This window comes from Pseudomonas chlororaphis subsp. chlororaphis, assembly GCF_003945765.1.
GTDB classification, from domain to species: domain Bacteria; phylum Pseudomonadota; class Gammaproteobacteria; order Pseudomonadales; family Pseudomonadaceae; genus Aquipseudomonas; species Aquipseudomonas chlororaphis.
In genome coordinates, this window is the sequence record NZ_CP027712.1 from 3,361,401 (window position 1) to 3,377,624 (window position 16,224).

Below are 16,224 nucleotides of genomic sequence, written 5' to 3' on the forward strand. Positions count from 1 at the left end.
GGCCAGTGTCCGATGAACCATTCGGGGTCTTCTCCGCCCGTCCCGGAACCTGGCCGGATTGCCCGCCGGGACGCCGGCGACGAACAGCATCGCTGGAGCCGCTGGCTGCCGGGGCTGCGCATGCTGCGCGGATACCGCGTGGCCTGGTTGCGTCACGATTTCGTGGCCGGGCTGGTGCTGACCACGGTGCTGGTGCCTGTCGGCATCGCCTACGCGGTGGCGTCGGGGCTGCCCGGCATCTATGGCCTCTACGCGACCATCGTGCCGTTGCTCGCCTATGCGCTGTTCGGCCCCAGCCGGATCCTGGTACTGGGGCCGGATTCCTCGCTGGCCGCGGTGATCCTCGCCGTGGTCCTGCCACTGTCCGGCGGCGACCCGCAGCGCGCGGTCGCCCTGGCGGGGATGATGGCGATCGTGGCCGGGGTGGTGTGCATCCTGGCCGGCATCGCGCGCCTGGGGTTTGTCACCGAGCTGCTTTCCAAGCCGATCCGCTACGGCTACATGAACGGCATCGCGCTGACGGTCTTGATCAGCCAGTTGCCGAAGTTCTTCGGTTTTTCGGTCGAGGCCAACGGGCCGCTGAGCAACCTGTGGGCCATTGCCACAGCAGTGCTGGAAGGCAGGACCAACTGGACCGCCTTCATGGTCGGCGCGGCGACCCTGGCGGTGATCCTGTTGTTCAAGAACAGTAAGCGGGTGCCGGGCATTCTGATCGCCGTCACCGCGGCGACGGTCGCTGTCGCTGTGCTGGACCTTGCGGCAACCGCCGGCGTGTCGGTCCTGGGTTCTCTGCCACAAGGCCTGCCGGCGTTCGCCATCCCCTGGATCAGCCGCGCCGATATCGGCCCGGTGCTGATCGGCGGCTGCGCGGTGGCCTTGGTTTCGTTCGCTGATACCAGCGTGCTGTCCCGTGTCTACGCGGCGCGGACCCGCACCTATGTCGACCCGAACCAGGAGATGGTCGGGCTTGGCGTGGCCAACCTGGCGGCCGGATTTTTCCAGGGTTTTGCCATCAGCAGCAGCTCGTCGCGCACCCCCGTGGCCGAGGCCGCCGGCGCCAGGACCCAGGTGAGCGGAGTCATAGGCGCCCTGGCCGTAGCCTTGCTGCTGATGCTGGCCCCGAACCTGCTGGAAGATCTGCCCACCAGCGCCCTGGCCGCGGTGGTGATCGCATCGGCCATCGGCCTGATCGAAGTCAGCGACCTGCGGCGGATTTATCGCATCCAGCAATGGGAGTGCTGGCTGTCCATCGTCTGCACCGTTGGCGTGGCCGTGCTGGGCGCGATCGAGGGCATCGGCCTGGCCATCGTGATCGCCGTCATCGAGTTCCTGTGGGATGGCTGGCGCCCTTACTCGGCGGTCCTGGGCCGGGCGGAAGGGGTCAAGGGTTATCACGACATCACGCGCTATCCCGATGCGCGCCTGATCCCCGGCGTGGTGCTGTTTCGTTGGGACGCCCCGTTGTTCTTCGCCAATGCCGAGCTGTTCCATGACCGGGTGCTGGACGCCGTGGCGGCCTCGCCAACGCCGGTGCGCTGGCTGGTGGTGGCGGCGGAACCGGTCACCAGCGTCGACGTGACGTCCGCCGACATGCTGGCGGAACTGGACGACACCCTGCACCAGGCCGGCATCAAGCTGTGCGTGGCCCAGATGAAAGACCCGGTCAAGGACAAGCTGAAGCGGTTCGGGCTGTTCGCACGCTTCGGCGAAGCGGCGTTCTTCCCGACCATCGGCGATGCCGTCGACAGCTACCTCGCGCAGCATCCGCTGGAGGGGGAAGGGCGCGAGGATCGCTGAGCGGCAGTGGCGCGACTCAGTGGCAAAGTCGCGGGTGATCAGGTCCCGATCTTGACCGGGGCCTCGCCTTCCTGGGGGGACTCAGGCGAACCGCATCGACAGTTCCACGTCGCCGCCGAAGGGCACGGACAGGTAGCCACTGGCGGGCGAACGGACCCGGGCCAGGTAGTCCGGGCAGTAGTCCGTGTTGTCGGCGACGATCAGCGCGCCCGGCCGCAGGCGGCTTTCGACCAGGGCCAGGATATCGGCATACAGCGCCTTGGCGCCGTCGAGCAGCAGCAGGTCGATGGACTCGGGGAGGTCGACCGCCAGGGTCTTCAGGGCATCGCCCTCGCGGATTTCCACCAGGTCGGCCAGGCCGCCTTCGAGCAGGTGCTGGCGCGCCCGTTGCACCTTGGACGCCTCGAACTCACTGCCGATCAGGCGGCCGCCGCCGTTGTCGCGGATGGCCGCCGCCAGGTGCAGGGTCGAGATGCCGAACGAGGTGCCGAACTCGACGATGTGCCGGGCCCGGGTGCTGCGCGCCAGCATGTACAGCAGTTCGCCGGTCTCGCGGGAAACGGGCAGCCAGAGGTCTTTCAGGCGGCCATAGAAATCCAGGTATTCGGTCTTGCTGTGCATCAGGCGCTCGCGTTCCTCGCGGGAGATTCCGGCGACGGCCGGGCTGGTCGCCGTGTCGGCCTGCTCGAACAGGCGATCGAGCAGGGGCGCGAGTGGGGGGGTGGTCAATGTGCTGGTCATGGGGGCATCCCGTCCGAAGTTGACGCCTTGCGGCGCGTGGCTAAAATGCGATCAATTCGTCGCATTCAGAGGATATGAGCAAGTGACCCCCTGCGCTATTCGCATTGGCTGCGGCCCTGTCGGGCCATTATGAGCAACCGCCGGACCCCGCAGGTTTCCTCGCGCAAAGCGCCTAAACAGGCACGCTCGACGGAGCTGGTCGCGGCGATCCTGGAAGCCGCTACTCAGGTTTTGGCCAAGGAGGGCGCGCAGCGTTTCACCACCGCGCGGGTGGCCGAGAAGGCCGGCGTCAGCATCGGTTCGCTGTATCAATATTTCCCGAACAAGGCGGCGATCCTGTTCCGCCTGCAAAGCGATGAGTGGCAACAGACCACACAGATGCTGCGCAGCATCCTCGAAGAGGGTGGCAAAGCCCCGCTGGAGCGGCTGCGGGTGCTGGTCCGGGTGTTTATCCAGTCCGAGTGCGAGGAAGCCAGGATGCGCGTGGCACTCAACGACGCCGCGCCGCTGTACCGCGACGCCCCCGAAGCGCAGGCCGTGAAGGCGCAAGGGGAGCGGATCTTCCAGGCTTTCATGGAGGAGGCGCTGCCCGAGGCGCCGCAGGCCACCCGCGCCCTGGCCGCCGACTTGATCACCACCACCCTCAGCAGCGTGGGTAAGGACTTTTCAGAAAGCCCGCGTACCGCCGCAGAGATCCAGACCTACGCCGACGCAATGGCAGACATGTTCTGTGCCTACCTTACGCAACTGGCGCGCCGCGCTGACTGACCGGCCTGGCGCGCGCGGGCAAGCATCCTGAAAAAGGGCTTTATTCGGTCATCAGCACCTCTGGCGAAACCACCCATACGCTACAAGGCACCTTGTACAGCAGTTGCTCCACCGTGCTGCCGATCAGGCGCCCCAAGCCACCGCGATGACCGACCCTGCCCATGACAATCACATCGATGTCATAGGCGTCTGCGTAGCTGGTCAGGACCTTGGCCGGATTGCCCATGATCATGTGCTGACGTTCCGGCGCAATGCCGTTGCGTTCAGCCAGTTCGTTGAAGGCGTCGCCTTGGGCATCGAACAGAGTCTTGGCCTTGCTTGTCGAGAAAAATGTCGAACTCTGGTCGAAGTTGAATTCGTCCGCGCCGATGGAGGACAGGTCATGGGCATAGATCACGTCGAGCTCGGCGTTACAGGCGCTGGCCAGTTTCGAGGCCTCGTGCAGTATCCGGTCGTTGAAGTCCTTGTACTGACCCTCGCGGTGGAACGGGTCGACCGCTGCGACGATCCTGCGTGGCAATGCGTGCTGTACATGGCTGACAAAGTGCAGGGGCACGGGGCATTCGCGCAGCAAGTGGATATCCAGGGGAGTGAACATTACCCGCGACAGCAGCGATTCGTGTTGCAGTGCCTTGATCAGCAAGGCCATGGGCTGCTCCTTGAGGTGGATCAGGATTTCCTGCAAGGGCCTTTCGACCCAGACGACTTCAGTGGTGACGGTCAGCCCCAGTTTGCGCAGCGGCCGGGCCTGTTCTTCGAGCCACTGGTGATGGCGCTCGACGTACCCCAGGCGCATCTGCTCCAGGGCCTGTTCGTTGACCAGGCTGGCCGTGGCCAGGCCTTCCAGGTAGTCGAAGGCGACGATGTGCAGGGCTGCGTCTTCGGCCTTGGCCAGCGCGGCGGCACGATCGAAGGCGGGGCTGTTCTCCATCAGCGGCGAGGCGACCAGCATGAAACGTGATTGCTCGGACATGACGACTCTCCCAGGGGTAATAGCAAGTGACGGCAACGCGTCTTCGGCCGTGAAGCCCTCTGCGATCCTGCCTGCAGCCGGCGGTGCGCGCTTGATCTGTATCAACCTGTCCGGCAGTGGAGCGGGCCAGCTGACGTGTGGTCAGTCGCGAGGGGCCATTGATGAATTATTGATCATGATCAAGCCCAGGCCCTTGCTCCTGGCGCAGCCTGAAAGCCTTGCCGGGCTCAGCGCGGGCTCAAGGTTGGAGGATCGTCATGGCTACCATGAAAGCGGCAATTTTCGTTGAAAAGAACCGGATCGTGCTCGATGAAAAGCCGATCCCCGAAGTGGGGCCGCTGGATGCCCTGGTGCGTATCACCACGACGACGATCTGCGGCACCGATGTGCACATCCTGCGGGGCGAGTACCCGGTGGCCAAGGGCCTGACCATCGGTCATGAACCGGTGGGTATCATCGAGCGGCTGGGCTCGCAGGTGCGCGGTTTTGTCGAGGGACAGCGGGTGATTGCCGGGGCCATCACGCCCAGCGGGCAAAGTTATGCCTGCTTGTGCGGTTGCGCTTCCCAGGACGGCCCGGACACCCGCCATGGCTTTCGCGCCATCGGCGGCTGGAAGTTCGGCAACAGCATCGATGGCTGCCAGGCCGAGTACGTGCTGGTGCCGGATGCCCTGGCCAATCTGTGCCCGATCCCCGACGGCCTCAGCGACGAACAGGTGCTGATGTGCCCCGATATCATGTCCACCGGGTTTTCCGGGGCAGAGCGTGGTGAGGTCAGTATCGGCGATACCGTCGCGGTATTCGCCCTGGGGCCGATCGGCCTCTGCGCGGTAGCCGGCGCGCGGCTCAAGGGTGCCAGCCAGATCATCGGCGTGGATGCCGTGGCCGAGCGCATGACGGTCGCCAAACGCCTGGGAGCCACCCACGTGGTCAACTTCAAGGACGGTAACGTGGTCGAGCAGATCATGGCGCTGACCGATGGCCGTGGCGTCGACGTGGCCATCGAAGCGCTGGGCACCCAGGGCACCTTCGAGTCCGCCTTGCGCGTCTTGCGGCCAGGCGGGCGGTTGTCCAGCCTCGGTGTCTATTCCAGCGACCTGCACATTCCCCTCGACGCCTTCGCCGCCGGGCTGGGCGACTACAGCATCGTCAGCACCCTGTGCCCTGGCGGCAAAGAACGCATGCGCCGCTTGATGGCGGTGGTGCAAAGCGGCGGGGTCGATCTGTCGCCCCTGGTGACCCACCGTTTCAAACTCGACGATATCGAAGCCGCCTATGAGTTGTTCGCTCACCAGCGGGACGGGGTCATGAAGGTGGCGATTACCCCGTGATGCCCGGCCGGGCGACGCGGGTGCTTGAGCGGAGGCGATCGATGATCATCGACATCACAGCGAAACCGACAGGCCATGGCTGGCTCGTGCACATGGATGCCCTGACAGTGGGCTTCAGCAGCCTGGAAGCCGCGACGGCTTTCGTCGGTCAACTCCGGGCGCGCATCGATGCGCCGCATCCCTGGCCGACCAGCCCTGGCCAGACGGAGGCCCCCCCTCGGACAGTCGGCGACCGATCCGCTCCGGCTACCAGGAAGGGGGCTTGCCCTGGCCTGCTGAAGTGACCCTCGTGGCCAGGGCGGCAAGGTTCGTCCGCAGGGAGGCTCTATGAGCGCGACCCTTGGCCTGGAAGGCGCGGCGGCTGCGCTGGGAATCGGCTTGCTCATCGGTCTGGAGCGCGAGCGGCACAAGGGGCGAGGAGACAGCCGTGCCTGTGCGGGGTTGCGCACGTTCGCCATTACCGCGCTGCTGGGGTATGTGGCGATGCAGGTCGGTGGTGCCCTGTTGCTGGGGATCATGGCTATCTGCCTGGCCTTGCTGATCACCGTGGCGTATTGGCGAAGCCTGGGCAGCGACCCGGGCGTGACCAGCGAAGTGGCGTTGCTTACAGTGCTGGCGCTGGGGGCTATGTGCGGTACGGCGCCGGAATTGGCGATTGCCATTGGCGTGGTCATGGCGGGGCTGCTGACGTATCGACAAAAGTTGCATCACTTCGCCCGCAGTCAATTGAGCGAAGCGGAAATGCGCGACGGGCTGGTACTGCTGATCGCCGCGCTGGTTGTGCTGCCGCTGGCACCGGATCGTTACATCGGGCCTTATGCCGCCATCAATTTGCGCACCATCTGCACCCTGACTGTGTTGCTGATGGCCGTGGGTGCGGTAGGGCATATCGCCGTTCGCACCCTGGGCACTCGTTACGGTTATGCGATCAGTGCCATTGCTTCGGGGTTCGCCTCCAGCACGGTGACCATCGCCGCCATGGGGCATATCGCTGCCAGAGAGCCGGACAACATCAAGGCCCTGGGCGCGGCGGCGTTGTTCTCCAACCTGGCCACCCTGACCCAGGTGGGCCTGATCCTGGGCGCGGTCGATACCGGTCTGCTGCACCCTATGTGGGGGCCGCTGTTCGCCGGCGCTGCCGCCACGGCATTGTATGGCCTGTGCCTGATGTTCCCCACGCCGGCCCAGGGCGCCCACCAGCCGATCAAGGTCGGCGGCGCGTTCAACCTCAAGCTGGCCTTGCTCGTCACGCTGGCCATGACGGGTATCACCTTCCTGTCGTCGGTGATGCTGAGTCACTTTGGCGAAGTCGGGGTGATGGTGACCGCGACCCTTAGCGGTTTTGCCGACGCCCATTCCTCGACAGCGTCGATAGCCTCCCTGGCCAAATCTGGCCAGTTGCCGTTCCAGGCCATCGCCGCGCCCGTGCTGATCGCGGTCAGCAGCAATTCCCTGAGCAAATGCCTGGTGGCCTGGGTCAGTGGCGGGCGCCGCTTCGCCGCCTATGTCATTCCCGGCCAGGTATTGCTGACGCTGGCGATGTGGGCCGGCATCTGGCTGTACTGAAACCTGTCGCTTCGGGTAGCTGACAAAGATCAAGTCACCCGGCCCGGGAACGCTCAATCTGCAATTCCATTCCGTGTTCTGAGATGGCCGCGTGCCGAGGTGCCTTATGTCGCAGACCCAGCGTTTACTGCTAATTGCCCCTCCCGCCATGAACCGCACACCGGCATTCGACCGCGCTGCGGCGCTGGCCCGGGCGATGCAGTTACCCTTGCATATCGTGGCGTTCGATTATTTGCAGGCGCTGGCGGTGGCCGGCCTGTTCGCGCCCGAACAGATCGCCCAGGCCCGGGACGGGTATCTGCAAAGCCATCGGCAGTGGCTTGACGAGCAGGCTCGCTCGATGAGCGAACAGGGGATCGAGGTCACCCGCGAAGTGGTCTGGGTGCAGCATCCGTTCGAAGAAATCCTGCACTTCGTCAATGAGATGCCCCTGGCCCTGATCGTCAAGGATGCCGAAGAAGAGCCTGCCTTGAAGCGCGTGTTTTTCACTCCCCTGGATTGGCAGTTGCTACGGGACTGTCCGGTACCGGTGCACCTGGTGACCAATGCCCTCAACCCACGGCCACGCAACGTACTGGCCATCGTCGATGTTCTGCGCAGCGATGAGCAGGACAGGGTGTTCAACGACCAGATTATCGACGCCGCGGTAAAGCTGGCCGGGCAATGTGCCGCGGCACTCGAGCTGGTGCATGTGTATGACTGGGCCGCGGTGTATGCCCAGGACATGGGGGTTGGCGTGCTGCCGCTGAGCGTCGGGATCTACCAAGTGTTGGGCGAGGCGCAATTCGAGGCATTCGCAGCGCTGGCCGAACGCCATGGCGTGCCTCCAGAGCGTCGCCATTTCATCGAGGGTACGCCGCTGTCGTGTATCTGTGACTTTGCGACTGCCCACCGGACTGACGTCATTGTCATGGGAACCGTGCAGCACAAGGGACTGAAAAAACTCTTGGGCAGCACCGCCGAGCAGCTTTTGCACCGGGCTCCGTGCAGCGTACTGGCGATAAAACCGGACAAGACGCTTTGATTGAGGATTGAATCGCCCGTGGCGGCCCGCTGGCCGGTACGCCACGGGGCGCTGGTTTACAGGTGGAGGCGATGGATGACCTGGCGGCTGTCGTCGGGATCGTGACTCCGTTCGAAACCCAGGGCCTTGGCCAGGTCGCGCATGGGCGCATTGCTGGCGGCGTCGATCGAATACATCTGGCGAAAGCCATTCTTGCGGGCAGCCTCGATCAGATGCTCCATCAATAAGGTTCCCAGGCCCAGGTGCGTCCATTCGTCGGCGACGGTTACCGCGCATTCGCATTCGTGCTCGCCCGTGGCGGCGTAGCGGCTGATACCGATCTCGATCAGTTGTCCGTTCTCATGAGCCAGCGCGACGTAGGCCATGTGCTGCTTGCCATCGGTGTACATCAACTGATCGAGCAGGGCGCCACTGGGGTCATTGATCTGGGCGAGGAAACGCATGTGCCTGGATTCGGGAGACAGACGCCTGATAAAGGCGTACTCCCGCTCGCGGTCCTTTTCCGCCAGTGGCCGGATCAGCACATGATGGCCGTCCTTCAGCGTTTCGATCCAGTGTTCTCCGGGGACCGCGGCGTAGACGGCGGCGGCCCGTTCGTTGTGGTTTTTGACAGTGAGCATGATGGGGTTCTCCATACGGCCGAAAGGGGCCGCGCGGCAGGGCACACGCGGTTCGCTTCGTTTTACCCCGCTGATGACAGGCGGATCTGATCTGGATCAGACACCGGCGACAGGCGTCGCTCATCGAGTGGGATCTGATGTAAATCAAGCCGCTTGCCGGCGCACAAGGCGCACTCTTGGCCTATGCCGGCCGGTTCGACCGGTGCCTGAGCGAGGTGTGTGATGGGGCATTACCAACGTTTGCTGCTGATCGCCGATCCAACCCTGCATCAGTCGCCAGCCTCGCTGCGGGCTGTCGCGCTGGCCAAGGCCAGCGGGGCGGCGCTGCATGTACGCGGCTTCGCCGAGCCGGCGCCGGTGGTGCATCTGTGGGAAGAGAGAATCGACGAGGCGGGCTATCAGCGTTATCTGCGTCGCCATCGCCGATGGGTGGCCGAAGAAACCCAGCGGCTCGGCGACCTGGGGCTGGAGGCGACGGTCGACGTGTTGTTCACCACCCATCCGCTGCTGGACATCCTGAAGACGGTCGAAGAGCTCGGTCCGGACCTGCTGATCAAGGATGTCAGCCTGGAACCGCTGCTCAAGCGAGTATTCATCACGCCCCTGGATTGCCATCTGTTGCGTGAGTGCCCGATCCCCGTGCATCTGGTCAATCAGGCCCGTTACGGGTTGCCGCACCGGGTCGTGGCGGCGGTGGACCCATTCGATCCACCGACCCAGATCAGCGGCCTGAACGACACCATCATCCAGACGGCCAACGTCCTGGCCTTGCAATGCGATGCGCCACTGCACCTGCTGTACGCCTATGACTTGTCGCCTGCCTTCAATGGCGATGCACCGCTGGTCAGCGGTGGCTGGGGCATGGACGTCGTCGAAGAGCTGCGTGAGTCCTTGCACCTGGCGTTCGTCACCCTGGCGGAGCGTTATGCCATCGCGCCGGAACGCCGGCACTTTGTCCCGGGCCCGCCAGTGCCCGCGATCGGCGACTTCGTCGAGCAGTACCTGGCCGATGTGGTGGTGATGGGGACTGTGCATCGGGTGGGAATCGACCGCTTGATCGGCAGCACGACCGAACGGGCGCTGTACTCGGTGCCGGGCAGTATTCTGGCGGTCAGGTGAACGGCTCGGGCGTCACGGAGTGAGTACGATTGCCCCGTTGAACTGACCGGCCCGCAGGCGCTCCAGGGCCTGATTGGCATCCTCCAGGGCGAAACAGGTGACGTCGCAGTGGACGGGGGTGTGCTGCAATTCTGCGAAAAACGCTCTGCCGTCTTCACGGGTCAGGTTGGCCACCGAGCGCACGCTGCGTTCGCCCCAGAGCAGTCGGTAAGGGAATGCCGGGATGTCGCTCATGTGGATGCCGGCGCAAATCACGCAGCCGCCCTTGACCGTGACGGCCAGCGCCGCCGGCACCAGCGAGCCGACGGGGGCGAAGATCAGGCTGGCATCGAGCGGGTGCGGCGGTGCTTGATCCGAGGGACCGGCCCAACGGGCCCCCAGCGACCGGGCATAGTCCTGGCCCGCGCGGTCATCGGGCCGGGTGAAGGCATACACCTGCTGCCCCCGGCCCAGCGCGACCTGGATGGCCAGGTGCGCTGCCGCTCCGAAACCGTAGAGGCCCAGGTGGCGCACATTCCCGGCCATCCGCAGCGCCCGAAAGCCGATCAGCCCGGCACACAGCAACGGCGCGGCCTGGGTGGCCGAGAGCGCTTCGGGAATCGGCAGGCAGAAACGGGCGTCGGCGACCGTGTAGTCGGCGTAGCCGCCGTCCAGGTGACAGCCGGTAAATTGTGCCTGGTCGCACAGATTTTCCCGGCCGGTGCGGCAGAACGCGCATTCGCCGCATGTCCAGCCGAGCCATGGAACGCCCACCCGCTGGCCGATCCAGTCGGGCGCGACGTCGGCGCCCACCGCGGTCACCTGGCCAACGATTTCGTGGCCGGGCACTCGTGGCAGCAGCGCCTGGGGCAACTCGCCATCGACCAGATGCAGGTCGGTGCGGCAGACGCCGCAGGCCAGGACTTTGATCAGCAGTTGCCGGGGGCCGGGTGTCGGGACCGGGCGTTGTTCCTCTCGCAGCGGCTCGCCGGGGGTATGCAGGACCATGGCGCGCATGACGACTCTCCGGACGTGCAGGGTCAGCGCAGGGCCGAGCGGTGGCAACCTGCGACCAATTGCTTGAGCCCCTCCAGGTTCAGGACCTTGACTTCCCGCCCGGAAATTTCCACCAGCCCCTGGTCCCGCAGGTGCGCGATGCCCCGGCAAATGGTTTCCAGCCTCAGCCCCAGGTAGGAGCCGATCTCCTCGCGGCGCATCTTCAGGATGAAGTCCCTGGACGAGTAGCCACGCAGGCTCAGGCGTTGCGACAGGTTCAGCAGGAAGGCCGCCAGGCGTTCGTCGGAGTTCATATTGCCCATCAGCATCAACATGCTGTGATCGCGCACGATCTCTCTACTCAGGAGTTTGTTCAGGCTGTGTTGCAAGGATGGCAAGTCCTGGGCGAGCTTCTCCAGTTGAGCGAAGTGGATAGGACAGACTTCGCTGTCCTCAAGGGCGAACGCGCTGCAGGCGTGTTCGTCGGCACTGATGGCATCCAGACCAAGCATCTCACCCGATATCTGAAAGCCGGTGACCTGTTCACGACCGTCGATTGAAACCATGCTGGTCTTGAACGAGCCTATGCGGACCGCATACAGCGAGCGCAAGGGATCGCCTGTACGGTAGAGGGCCGCGCCTTTTTTAACCTTGAAGCGTTGCACGATCAGAGTGTCCAGACGCTCGATCTCCGGCCCGCTCAGGCCAAGCGGCAGGCACAGCTCCAAGACACTGCAGTTGGCGCATGCAGCCTTGAGGTAGTGGTTGGGGGACACTCGGGTGTCGGGCATGCCAGTAAGCCCTCTATTGGTGGGTGAAGCATAGTTCCTGGGCATGGGCAAGGCGCGCCATTCGGCTGCTTGCCGGGAGGACGCGACGAATGGAACCGCCCCGACCGGAGAGGCATTGCCGGACATCGATAGAAATGTTGCGTCATTCAATTTCAATGGTGCCTGCGCAACTTGATGTAAATCAAGTTTTGCGTGTTCCAGACTCCCAGAATCAACGAATCTCGATCGGTGGGCCCCCAGGCGGAGAACTTCATGAGCGATTTTCTGAGCGCAGAGCAACTGGAAACACTGGATGCCTACTGGCGGGCCTCCAATTACCTGGCGGTCGGGCAGATCTACCTCAAGGACAACCCGCTGCTGAAGGTGCCGCTGGCCCTGTCCCATATCAAGCCGCGGTTATTGGGGCACTGGGGCACTACGCCGGGACTCAACCTTGTCTACACGCACCTCAATCGGCTGATCAACCAGTACGATCTGAACATGATCTTTATCGCCGGCCCCGGTCATGGCGGGCCGGCTGTCGTAGCGCAGACCTACCTGGAAGGCACCTACACCGAGTTCAATCCAGAGGTGGGGCGCAACGCCAGCGGCCTGAGCCGCCTGTTCCGGCAGTTTTCCTGGCCATACGGGATCTCCAGCCATGTCTCGGCGCAGATTCCAGGGTCGATCCATGAAGGCGGAGAGTTGGGCTACAGCCTGGCCCATGCCTACGGCGCCGCCTTCGATAATCCGGAGCTGATCGTGGCCTGTGTCATTGGCGACGGGGAAGCAGAAACGGCAACGCTGGCAGCCAGCTGGCATTCCAACAAGTTCCTCAACCCGGCGCGCGATGGCGCGGTGTTGCCGATCCTGCACCTCAACGGCTACAAGATCGCCAATCCCACGGTGCTCTCCAGGATCAGCGAGGACGAGCTGTCGGCCCTGATGTATGGCTATGGCTACGATCCGTATTTCGTCGAAGGCGATGACCCGATGGAGGTGCATCAGGCGCTGGCCAGAACCCTGGACAGGGTGTTGCTGGAAATTCGCGAGATCCAGCGCGTCGCCCGCCGCAATACCCAGGACCAGGCTCTGGAGCGGCCTCTGTGGCCCATGCTGGTGTTACGCACCCCCAAGGGCTGGACCGGGCCGAAGTTCGTCGACGGCCATCGGGTCGAAGGCACCTGCCGCGCGCATCAGGTACCCCTGGCCGATTTCCAGCAACCGCTTCACCTGCGCCAGCTCGAGGAGTGGCTCAACAGCTACCGCCCCGACGAGCTGTTCGATGCCAACGGAGCCTTGCTGCCCGAGCTTGCCGCACTGGCGCCCAGCGGACACCGGCGCATGAGCGCCAACCCCCATGCCAATGGCGGCTTGTTGTTGCGACCGCTGGATCTGCCAGGGTTCGCCGGCTATGCGGTGCAGCTCGCGACGCCGGGCTGCCTGCGGGCAGAGGCCACTCGCGTGCTGGGAAGATTCTTGCGGGACGTGATGAAAAACAGCCTGGTGTCGCGCAATTTTCGCTTGTTCGGCCCGGATGAAACGGCCTCGAACCGGCTGGACGCGGTCTATGAGGTCAGTGCCAAGGCCTGGATGGATCCACAAGAGCCTGACGACAGCCACCTGGCGGCTGACGGCCGGGTGATGGAAATCCTCAGCGAACAGGTCTGTGAAGGGTGGCTCGAGGGTTATCTGCTGACGGGACGGCATGGTCTGCTGTCCTGTTACGAGGCCTTCATTCACATCGTCGATTCGATGGTCAATCAGCACGCCAAATGGCTGAAAACCGCCGCCGAGGTGCCATGGCGAAAACCCGTGGCCTCGCTCAACTATTTGCTGACTTCCCATGTCTGGCGCCAGGACCATAACGGCTTCTCCCACCAGGACCCGGGATTCATCGACCTGCTGGCGAACAAAAAGGCCGATATAGCGCGAATCTATCTGCCACCCGACGCCAATTGCCTGTTATCGGTAGCCGATCACTGCTTGCGCAGTCGTAACTACATCAACGTCATCGTGGCCGGCAAGCAACCGGAGTGGCAGTGGCTGGATATCGATGCGGCCATCCGCCATTGCCAGGCCGGGATCGGGCGATGGGGCTGGGCCTGCCGGGATGACCAGGACCCCGACGTGGTGATGGCCTGCGCCGGCGATGTGCCGACCCTGGAAACCCTGGCCGCCGTGACCCTGCTGCGCGAGTATGTCCCGGATCTGCGGGTAAGGGTGGTGAATGTCGTCGACCTGATGGTGCTGCAGCCCTCCTACCAGCACCCCCATGGTTTGCCGGACAGTGCGTTCGAGGAGCTGTTTACCTTCGACAAACCAGTGATCTTCGCTTTCCACGGCTACCCGGCACTGATCCACAGGTTGCTGTACAAGCGAAACAATCACGAGCGTTTCCACGTGCGCGGCTTCAAGGAGGAGGGCGCGACCACTACACCCTTCGACATGGCGGTGATCAACAATCTGGATCGTTACCAACTGGCGCTGGACGTGATCGAGCGGGTGCCACGGCTGCACGATCAGCTACAGCTGGCGCGGTCGCGTTACTGGTCGACCCTGGAAAAGCACAAGCTCTACCTCATCGAACACGGACAGGACATGCCCGAGGTGTTGAACTGGCAATGGACGCCCGCGGCAGGTACTTGAGTGTCAGAGCGCGCTCAGCCGCTGCAAAGCCGGGGCCGGCACCAGCGGTCGGAGCGGTGGAAACTCCTCGGGGGTCAGGGTTTCCTTTTCCAGCAGCAGGCGGGCTCCGGCATCCAGGTCGTTCCTGCGGCTCTGGAGCAGGGCCTTGGCCTTGTCATAGGCTTCATCGAGCAAGGCGCGGATACCCAGGTCAACTTCCCGGGCGGTTTGTTCCGAATAGTCTCTCTCGCCACCTCGCGGCAGGTGTTCGCCCAAATAGCTTGCAGGTTGCCGTTCGAGTACCGACTGGCCGAGTGTCGAGTCCATGCCGAACCGAGTGATCAACTGGCGGGCAATATCGGTGGCGTGCCCCAGGTCGTCGGCGGCGCCGGTGGATATCTGGCCATAGGCAAGGAACTCGGCGGCGCGCCCGGCCATCAGCACGACAATCCGATCCTTGAGCATCTGACAACTGATCAGGAAGTGATCCTCGGTCGGCCGCTGCAAGGTATAGCCCAGAGAGCCGGCGGCGCGGGGGATGATCGAAACCTTGTGGACCGGGTCCATGGCAGGCAGGCTACTGGCGGCCAGAGCATGGCCCATCTCGTGATAAGCCACCACCTTGCGTTCGTCGGGGTGCAACAGACTGCTCTTGCGCTCAACCCCTGCGATAAGGCGTTCCACCGCCGAGGTGAAATCGTCGAGATGGACCGACTCGGCGCCGCGGCGGGTGGCCACGATGGCGGCTTCGTTGACCAGGTTGGCCAGGTCGGCACCCGTGAAACCGGTGGTGATGTCGGCGATACGCTGGCAATCGAGGTCCGCTGCCGCGGCAATTTTTTTCAGGTGGACCTTGAGAATCGCCTCTCGGCCTTTGCGATCGGGACGATCGATCAGCAACTGCCGGTCGAACCGGCCCGCCCGTAACAGTGCCGGGTCGAGAATCTCGGGACGATTGGTCGCGGCCAGCAGGACGACGCCTTCGCGAGGGTCGAATCCGTCCAGCTCGGCCAGTAGCTGGTTGAGCGTCTGTTCTTTTTCGTCATTGCCACCGAACGCGCCGATACCCCGCATCTTGCCCAGGGCATCGAGCTCATCGATGAAAATAATGCAGGGTGCGGCCTGCCTGGCCTGCTCGAACAGATCACGCACTCGGGCGGCACCGACGCCAACGAACATTTCGACGAATTCGGAGCCCGAGATCGAGAAAAACGGTACCCCGGCTTCCCCGGCGATGGCCTTGGCCACCAGGGTCTTGCCTGTACCCGGCGGGCCGACCAGCAACGTCCCCTTGGGAATATGCGCCCCAAGGCGTGCGTACCTGGCCTTGTCCTTGAGGAACGAGACGATCTCCACCAGTTCGGCCCTGGCTTCATCGATGCCCGCGACATCGGCGAAGGTCACCCCGGTATCGCGCTCCACGAACACTTTGGCCCGGGACTTGCCGATGCTCATCAATCCACCCAGGCCCTGTTTTTCCGCCAGCCCGCGAAACAGGAAATGCCAGACCGCCATGATGAGGACAAAAGGTAGCAACCATCCCAGCAGGTTACTCATCAGGGTGTTTTCATTGATTCCTCTGAATCCGACCGCCGATCGGGCAAGATCCGCCGCCAGCGCCGGCTCGACCCGCACCGTCGAGAACCGGTCGTGCCCATCGATGGGGGGCTGCAGTTTGCCGCTGATCCGATCCTTCTCAATCCGCAAATCGCTGACCTTCTGCGCGTTCAGCAGTTGCAGGAACTGGCTGTAAGGAATGTCCTGCACGACATGACGATCGAAAAAGAGAAACTGGGCGAGGGCGACCATGGCCAACGCGATCACGAAGTAGGACAGGTTCCATTGGTGACTTTTGTTCATGGCCTTGGCTCTCGGAGGGGGCACGGGCGGGCAGGCCGCCTATCCCCCGGGG

Annotated in this window: 13 protein-coding genes; 7 read left to right on the forward strand and 6 right to left on the reverse strand. The window is 63.9% G+C overall.

The features are described from left to right. Positions 1 to 12: 12 nt before the first annotated feature. Entirely contained in the window at positions 13 to 1,797 is a 1,785-nt protein-coding gene (locus C4K27_RS15430) for a SulP family inorganic anion transporter (protein ID WP_053261117.1), read from the forward strand. An 81-nt stretch (positions 1,798 to 1,878) separates the two neighbouring features. On the opposite strand, the gene C4K27_RS15435 is transcribed toward C4K27_RS15430, so the two are convergent. After that, positions 1,879 to 2,538 carry an O-methyltransferase gene (locus tag C4K27_RS15435; protein WP_053261118.1) on the reverse strand — a complete coding sequence of 220 codons (660 nt, stop codon included), beginning with the start codon at positions 2,536 to 2,538 and terminating at the stop codon, positions 1,879 to 1,881. 129 nt (positions 2,539 to 2,667) lie between these two features. Here C4K27_RS15435 and C4K27_RS15440 point away from each other — a divergent pair, with 129 nt between their 5' ends. Beyond that, complete coding sequence (locus tag C4K27_RS15440; protein WP_053261119.1) at positions 2,668 to 3,306, forward strand: TetR/AcrR family transcriptional regulator; 639 nt, start codon at positions 2,668 to 2,670, stop codon at positions 3,304 to 3,306. A 40-nt stretch (positions 3,307 to 3,346) separates the two neighbouring features. Here C4K27_RS15440 and C4K27_RS15445 read toward each other — a convergent pair whose 3' ends face one another. Continuing rightward, positions 3,347 to 4,279 carry a universal stress protein gene (locus tag C4K27_RS15445; RefSeq protein ID WP_053261120.1) on the reverse strand — a complete coding sequence of 311 codons (933 nt, stop codon included), beginning with the start codon at positions 4,277 to 4,279 and terminating at the stop codon, positions 3,347 to 3,349. 257 nt (positions 4,280 to 4,536) lie between these two features. Between C4K27_RS15445 and C4K27_RS15450 the strand changes: the two genes are divergently transcribed. The 3 genes from C4K27_RS15450 (at position 4,537) to C4K27_RS15465 (ending at position 8,200) form a co-directional block, all read left to right on the forward strand. Then, positions 4,537 to 5,610 carry an NAD(P)-dependent alcohol dehydrogenase gene (locus C4K27_RS15450; protein WP_009043853.1) on the forward strand — a complete coding sequence of 358 codons (1,074 nt, stop codon included), beginning with the start codon at positions 4,537 to 4,539 and terminating at the stop codon, positions 5,608 to 5,610. A 327-nt stretch (positions 5,611 to 5,937) separates the two neighbouring features. Further along, positions 5,938 to 7,176 carry an MgtC/SapB family protein gene (locus tag C4K27_RS15460; RefSeq protein WP_053261121.1) on the forward strand — a complete coding sequence of 413 codons (1,239 nt, stop codon included), beginning with the start codon at positions 5,938 to 5,940 and terminating at the stop codon, positions 7,174 to 7,176. A gap of 106 nt (positions 7,177 to 7,282) precedes the next feature. Beyond that, positions 7,283 to 8,200 carry a universal stress protein gene (locus C4K27_RS15465; protein WP_053261122.1) on the forward strand — a complete coding sequence of 306 codons (918 nt, stop codon included), beginning with the start codon at positions 7,283 to 7,285 and terminating at the stop codon, positions 8,198 to 8,200. Positions 8,201 to 8,256: 56 nt separating this feature from the next. Here C4K27_RS15465 and C4K27_RS15470 read toward each other — a convergent pair whose 3' ends face one another. Further along, positions 8,257 to 8,820, reverse strand: coding sequence for a GNAT family N-acetyltransferase (locus C4K27_RS15470; RefSeq protein WP_007925666.1), 564 nt, complete (start codon positions 8,818 to 8,820; stop codon positions 8,257 to 8,259). A 222-nt stretch (positions 8,821 to 9,042) separates the two neighbouring features. Between C4K27_RS15470 and C4K27_RS15475 the strand changes: the two genes are divergently transcribed. Further along, positions 9,043 to 9,939 carry a universal stress protein gene (locus C4K27_RS15475; RefSeq protein ID WP_053261123.1) on the forward strand — a complete coding sequence of 299 codons (897 nt, stop codon included), beginning with the start codon at positions 9,043 to 9,045 and terminating at the stop codon, positions 9,937 to 9,939. A 12-nt stretch (positions 9,940 to 9,951) separates the two neighbouring features. Here C4K27_RS15475 and C4K27_RS15480 read toward each other — a convergent pair whose 3' ends face one another. Next, positions 9,952 to 10,935, reverse strand: a complete 984-nt coding sequence (locus tag C4K27_RS15480) for a zinc-dependent alcohol dehydrogenase family protein (protein ID WP_053261124.1) — start codon at positions 10,933 to 10,935, stop codon at positions 9,952 to 9,954. A gap of 23 nt (positions 10,936 to 10,958) precedes the next feature. Then, positions 10,959 to 11,705 carry a fumarate/nitrate reduction transcriptional regulator Fnr gene (fnr, locus tag C4K27_RS15485; RefSeq protein ID WP_053261125.1) on the reverse strand — a complete coding sequence of 249 codons (747 nt, stop codon included), beginning with the start codon at positions 11,703 to 11,705 and terminating at the stop codon, positions 10,959 to 10,961. A gap of 228 nt (positions 11,706 to 11,933) precedes the next feature. Here fnr and C4K27_RS15490 point away from each other — a divergent pair, with 228 nt between their 5' ends. Then, positions 11,934 to 14,333, forward strand: a complete 2,400-nt coding sequence (locus C4K27_RS15490) for a phosphoketolase family protein (RefSeq protein WP_255313532.1) — start codon at positions 11,934 to 11,936, stop codon at positions 14,331 to 14,333. A gap of 3 nt (positions 14,334 to 14,336) precedes the next feature. Here C4K27_RS15490 and ftsH read toward each other — a convergent pair whose 3' ends face one another. After that, positions 14,337 to 16,172 carry an ATP-dependent zinc metalloprotease FtsH gene (gene ftsH / locus C4K27_RS15495; RefSeq protein ID WP_053261127.1) on the reverse strand — a complete coding sequence of 612 codons (1,836 nt, stop codon included), beginning with the start codon at positions 16,170 to 16,172 and terminating at the stop codon, positions 14,337 to 14,339. Positions 16,173 to 16,224 lie beyond the last annotated feature (52 nt).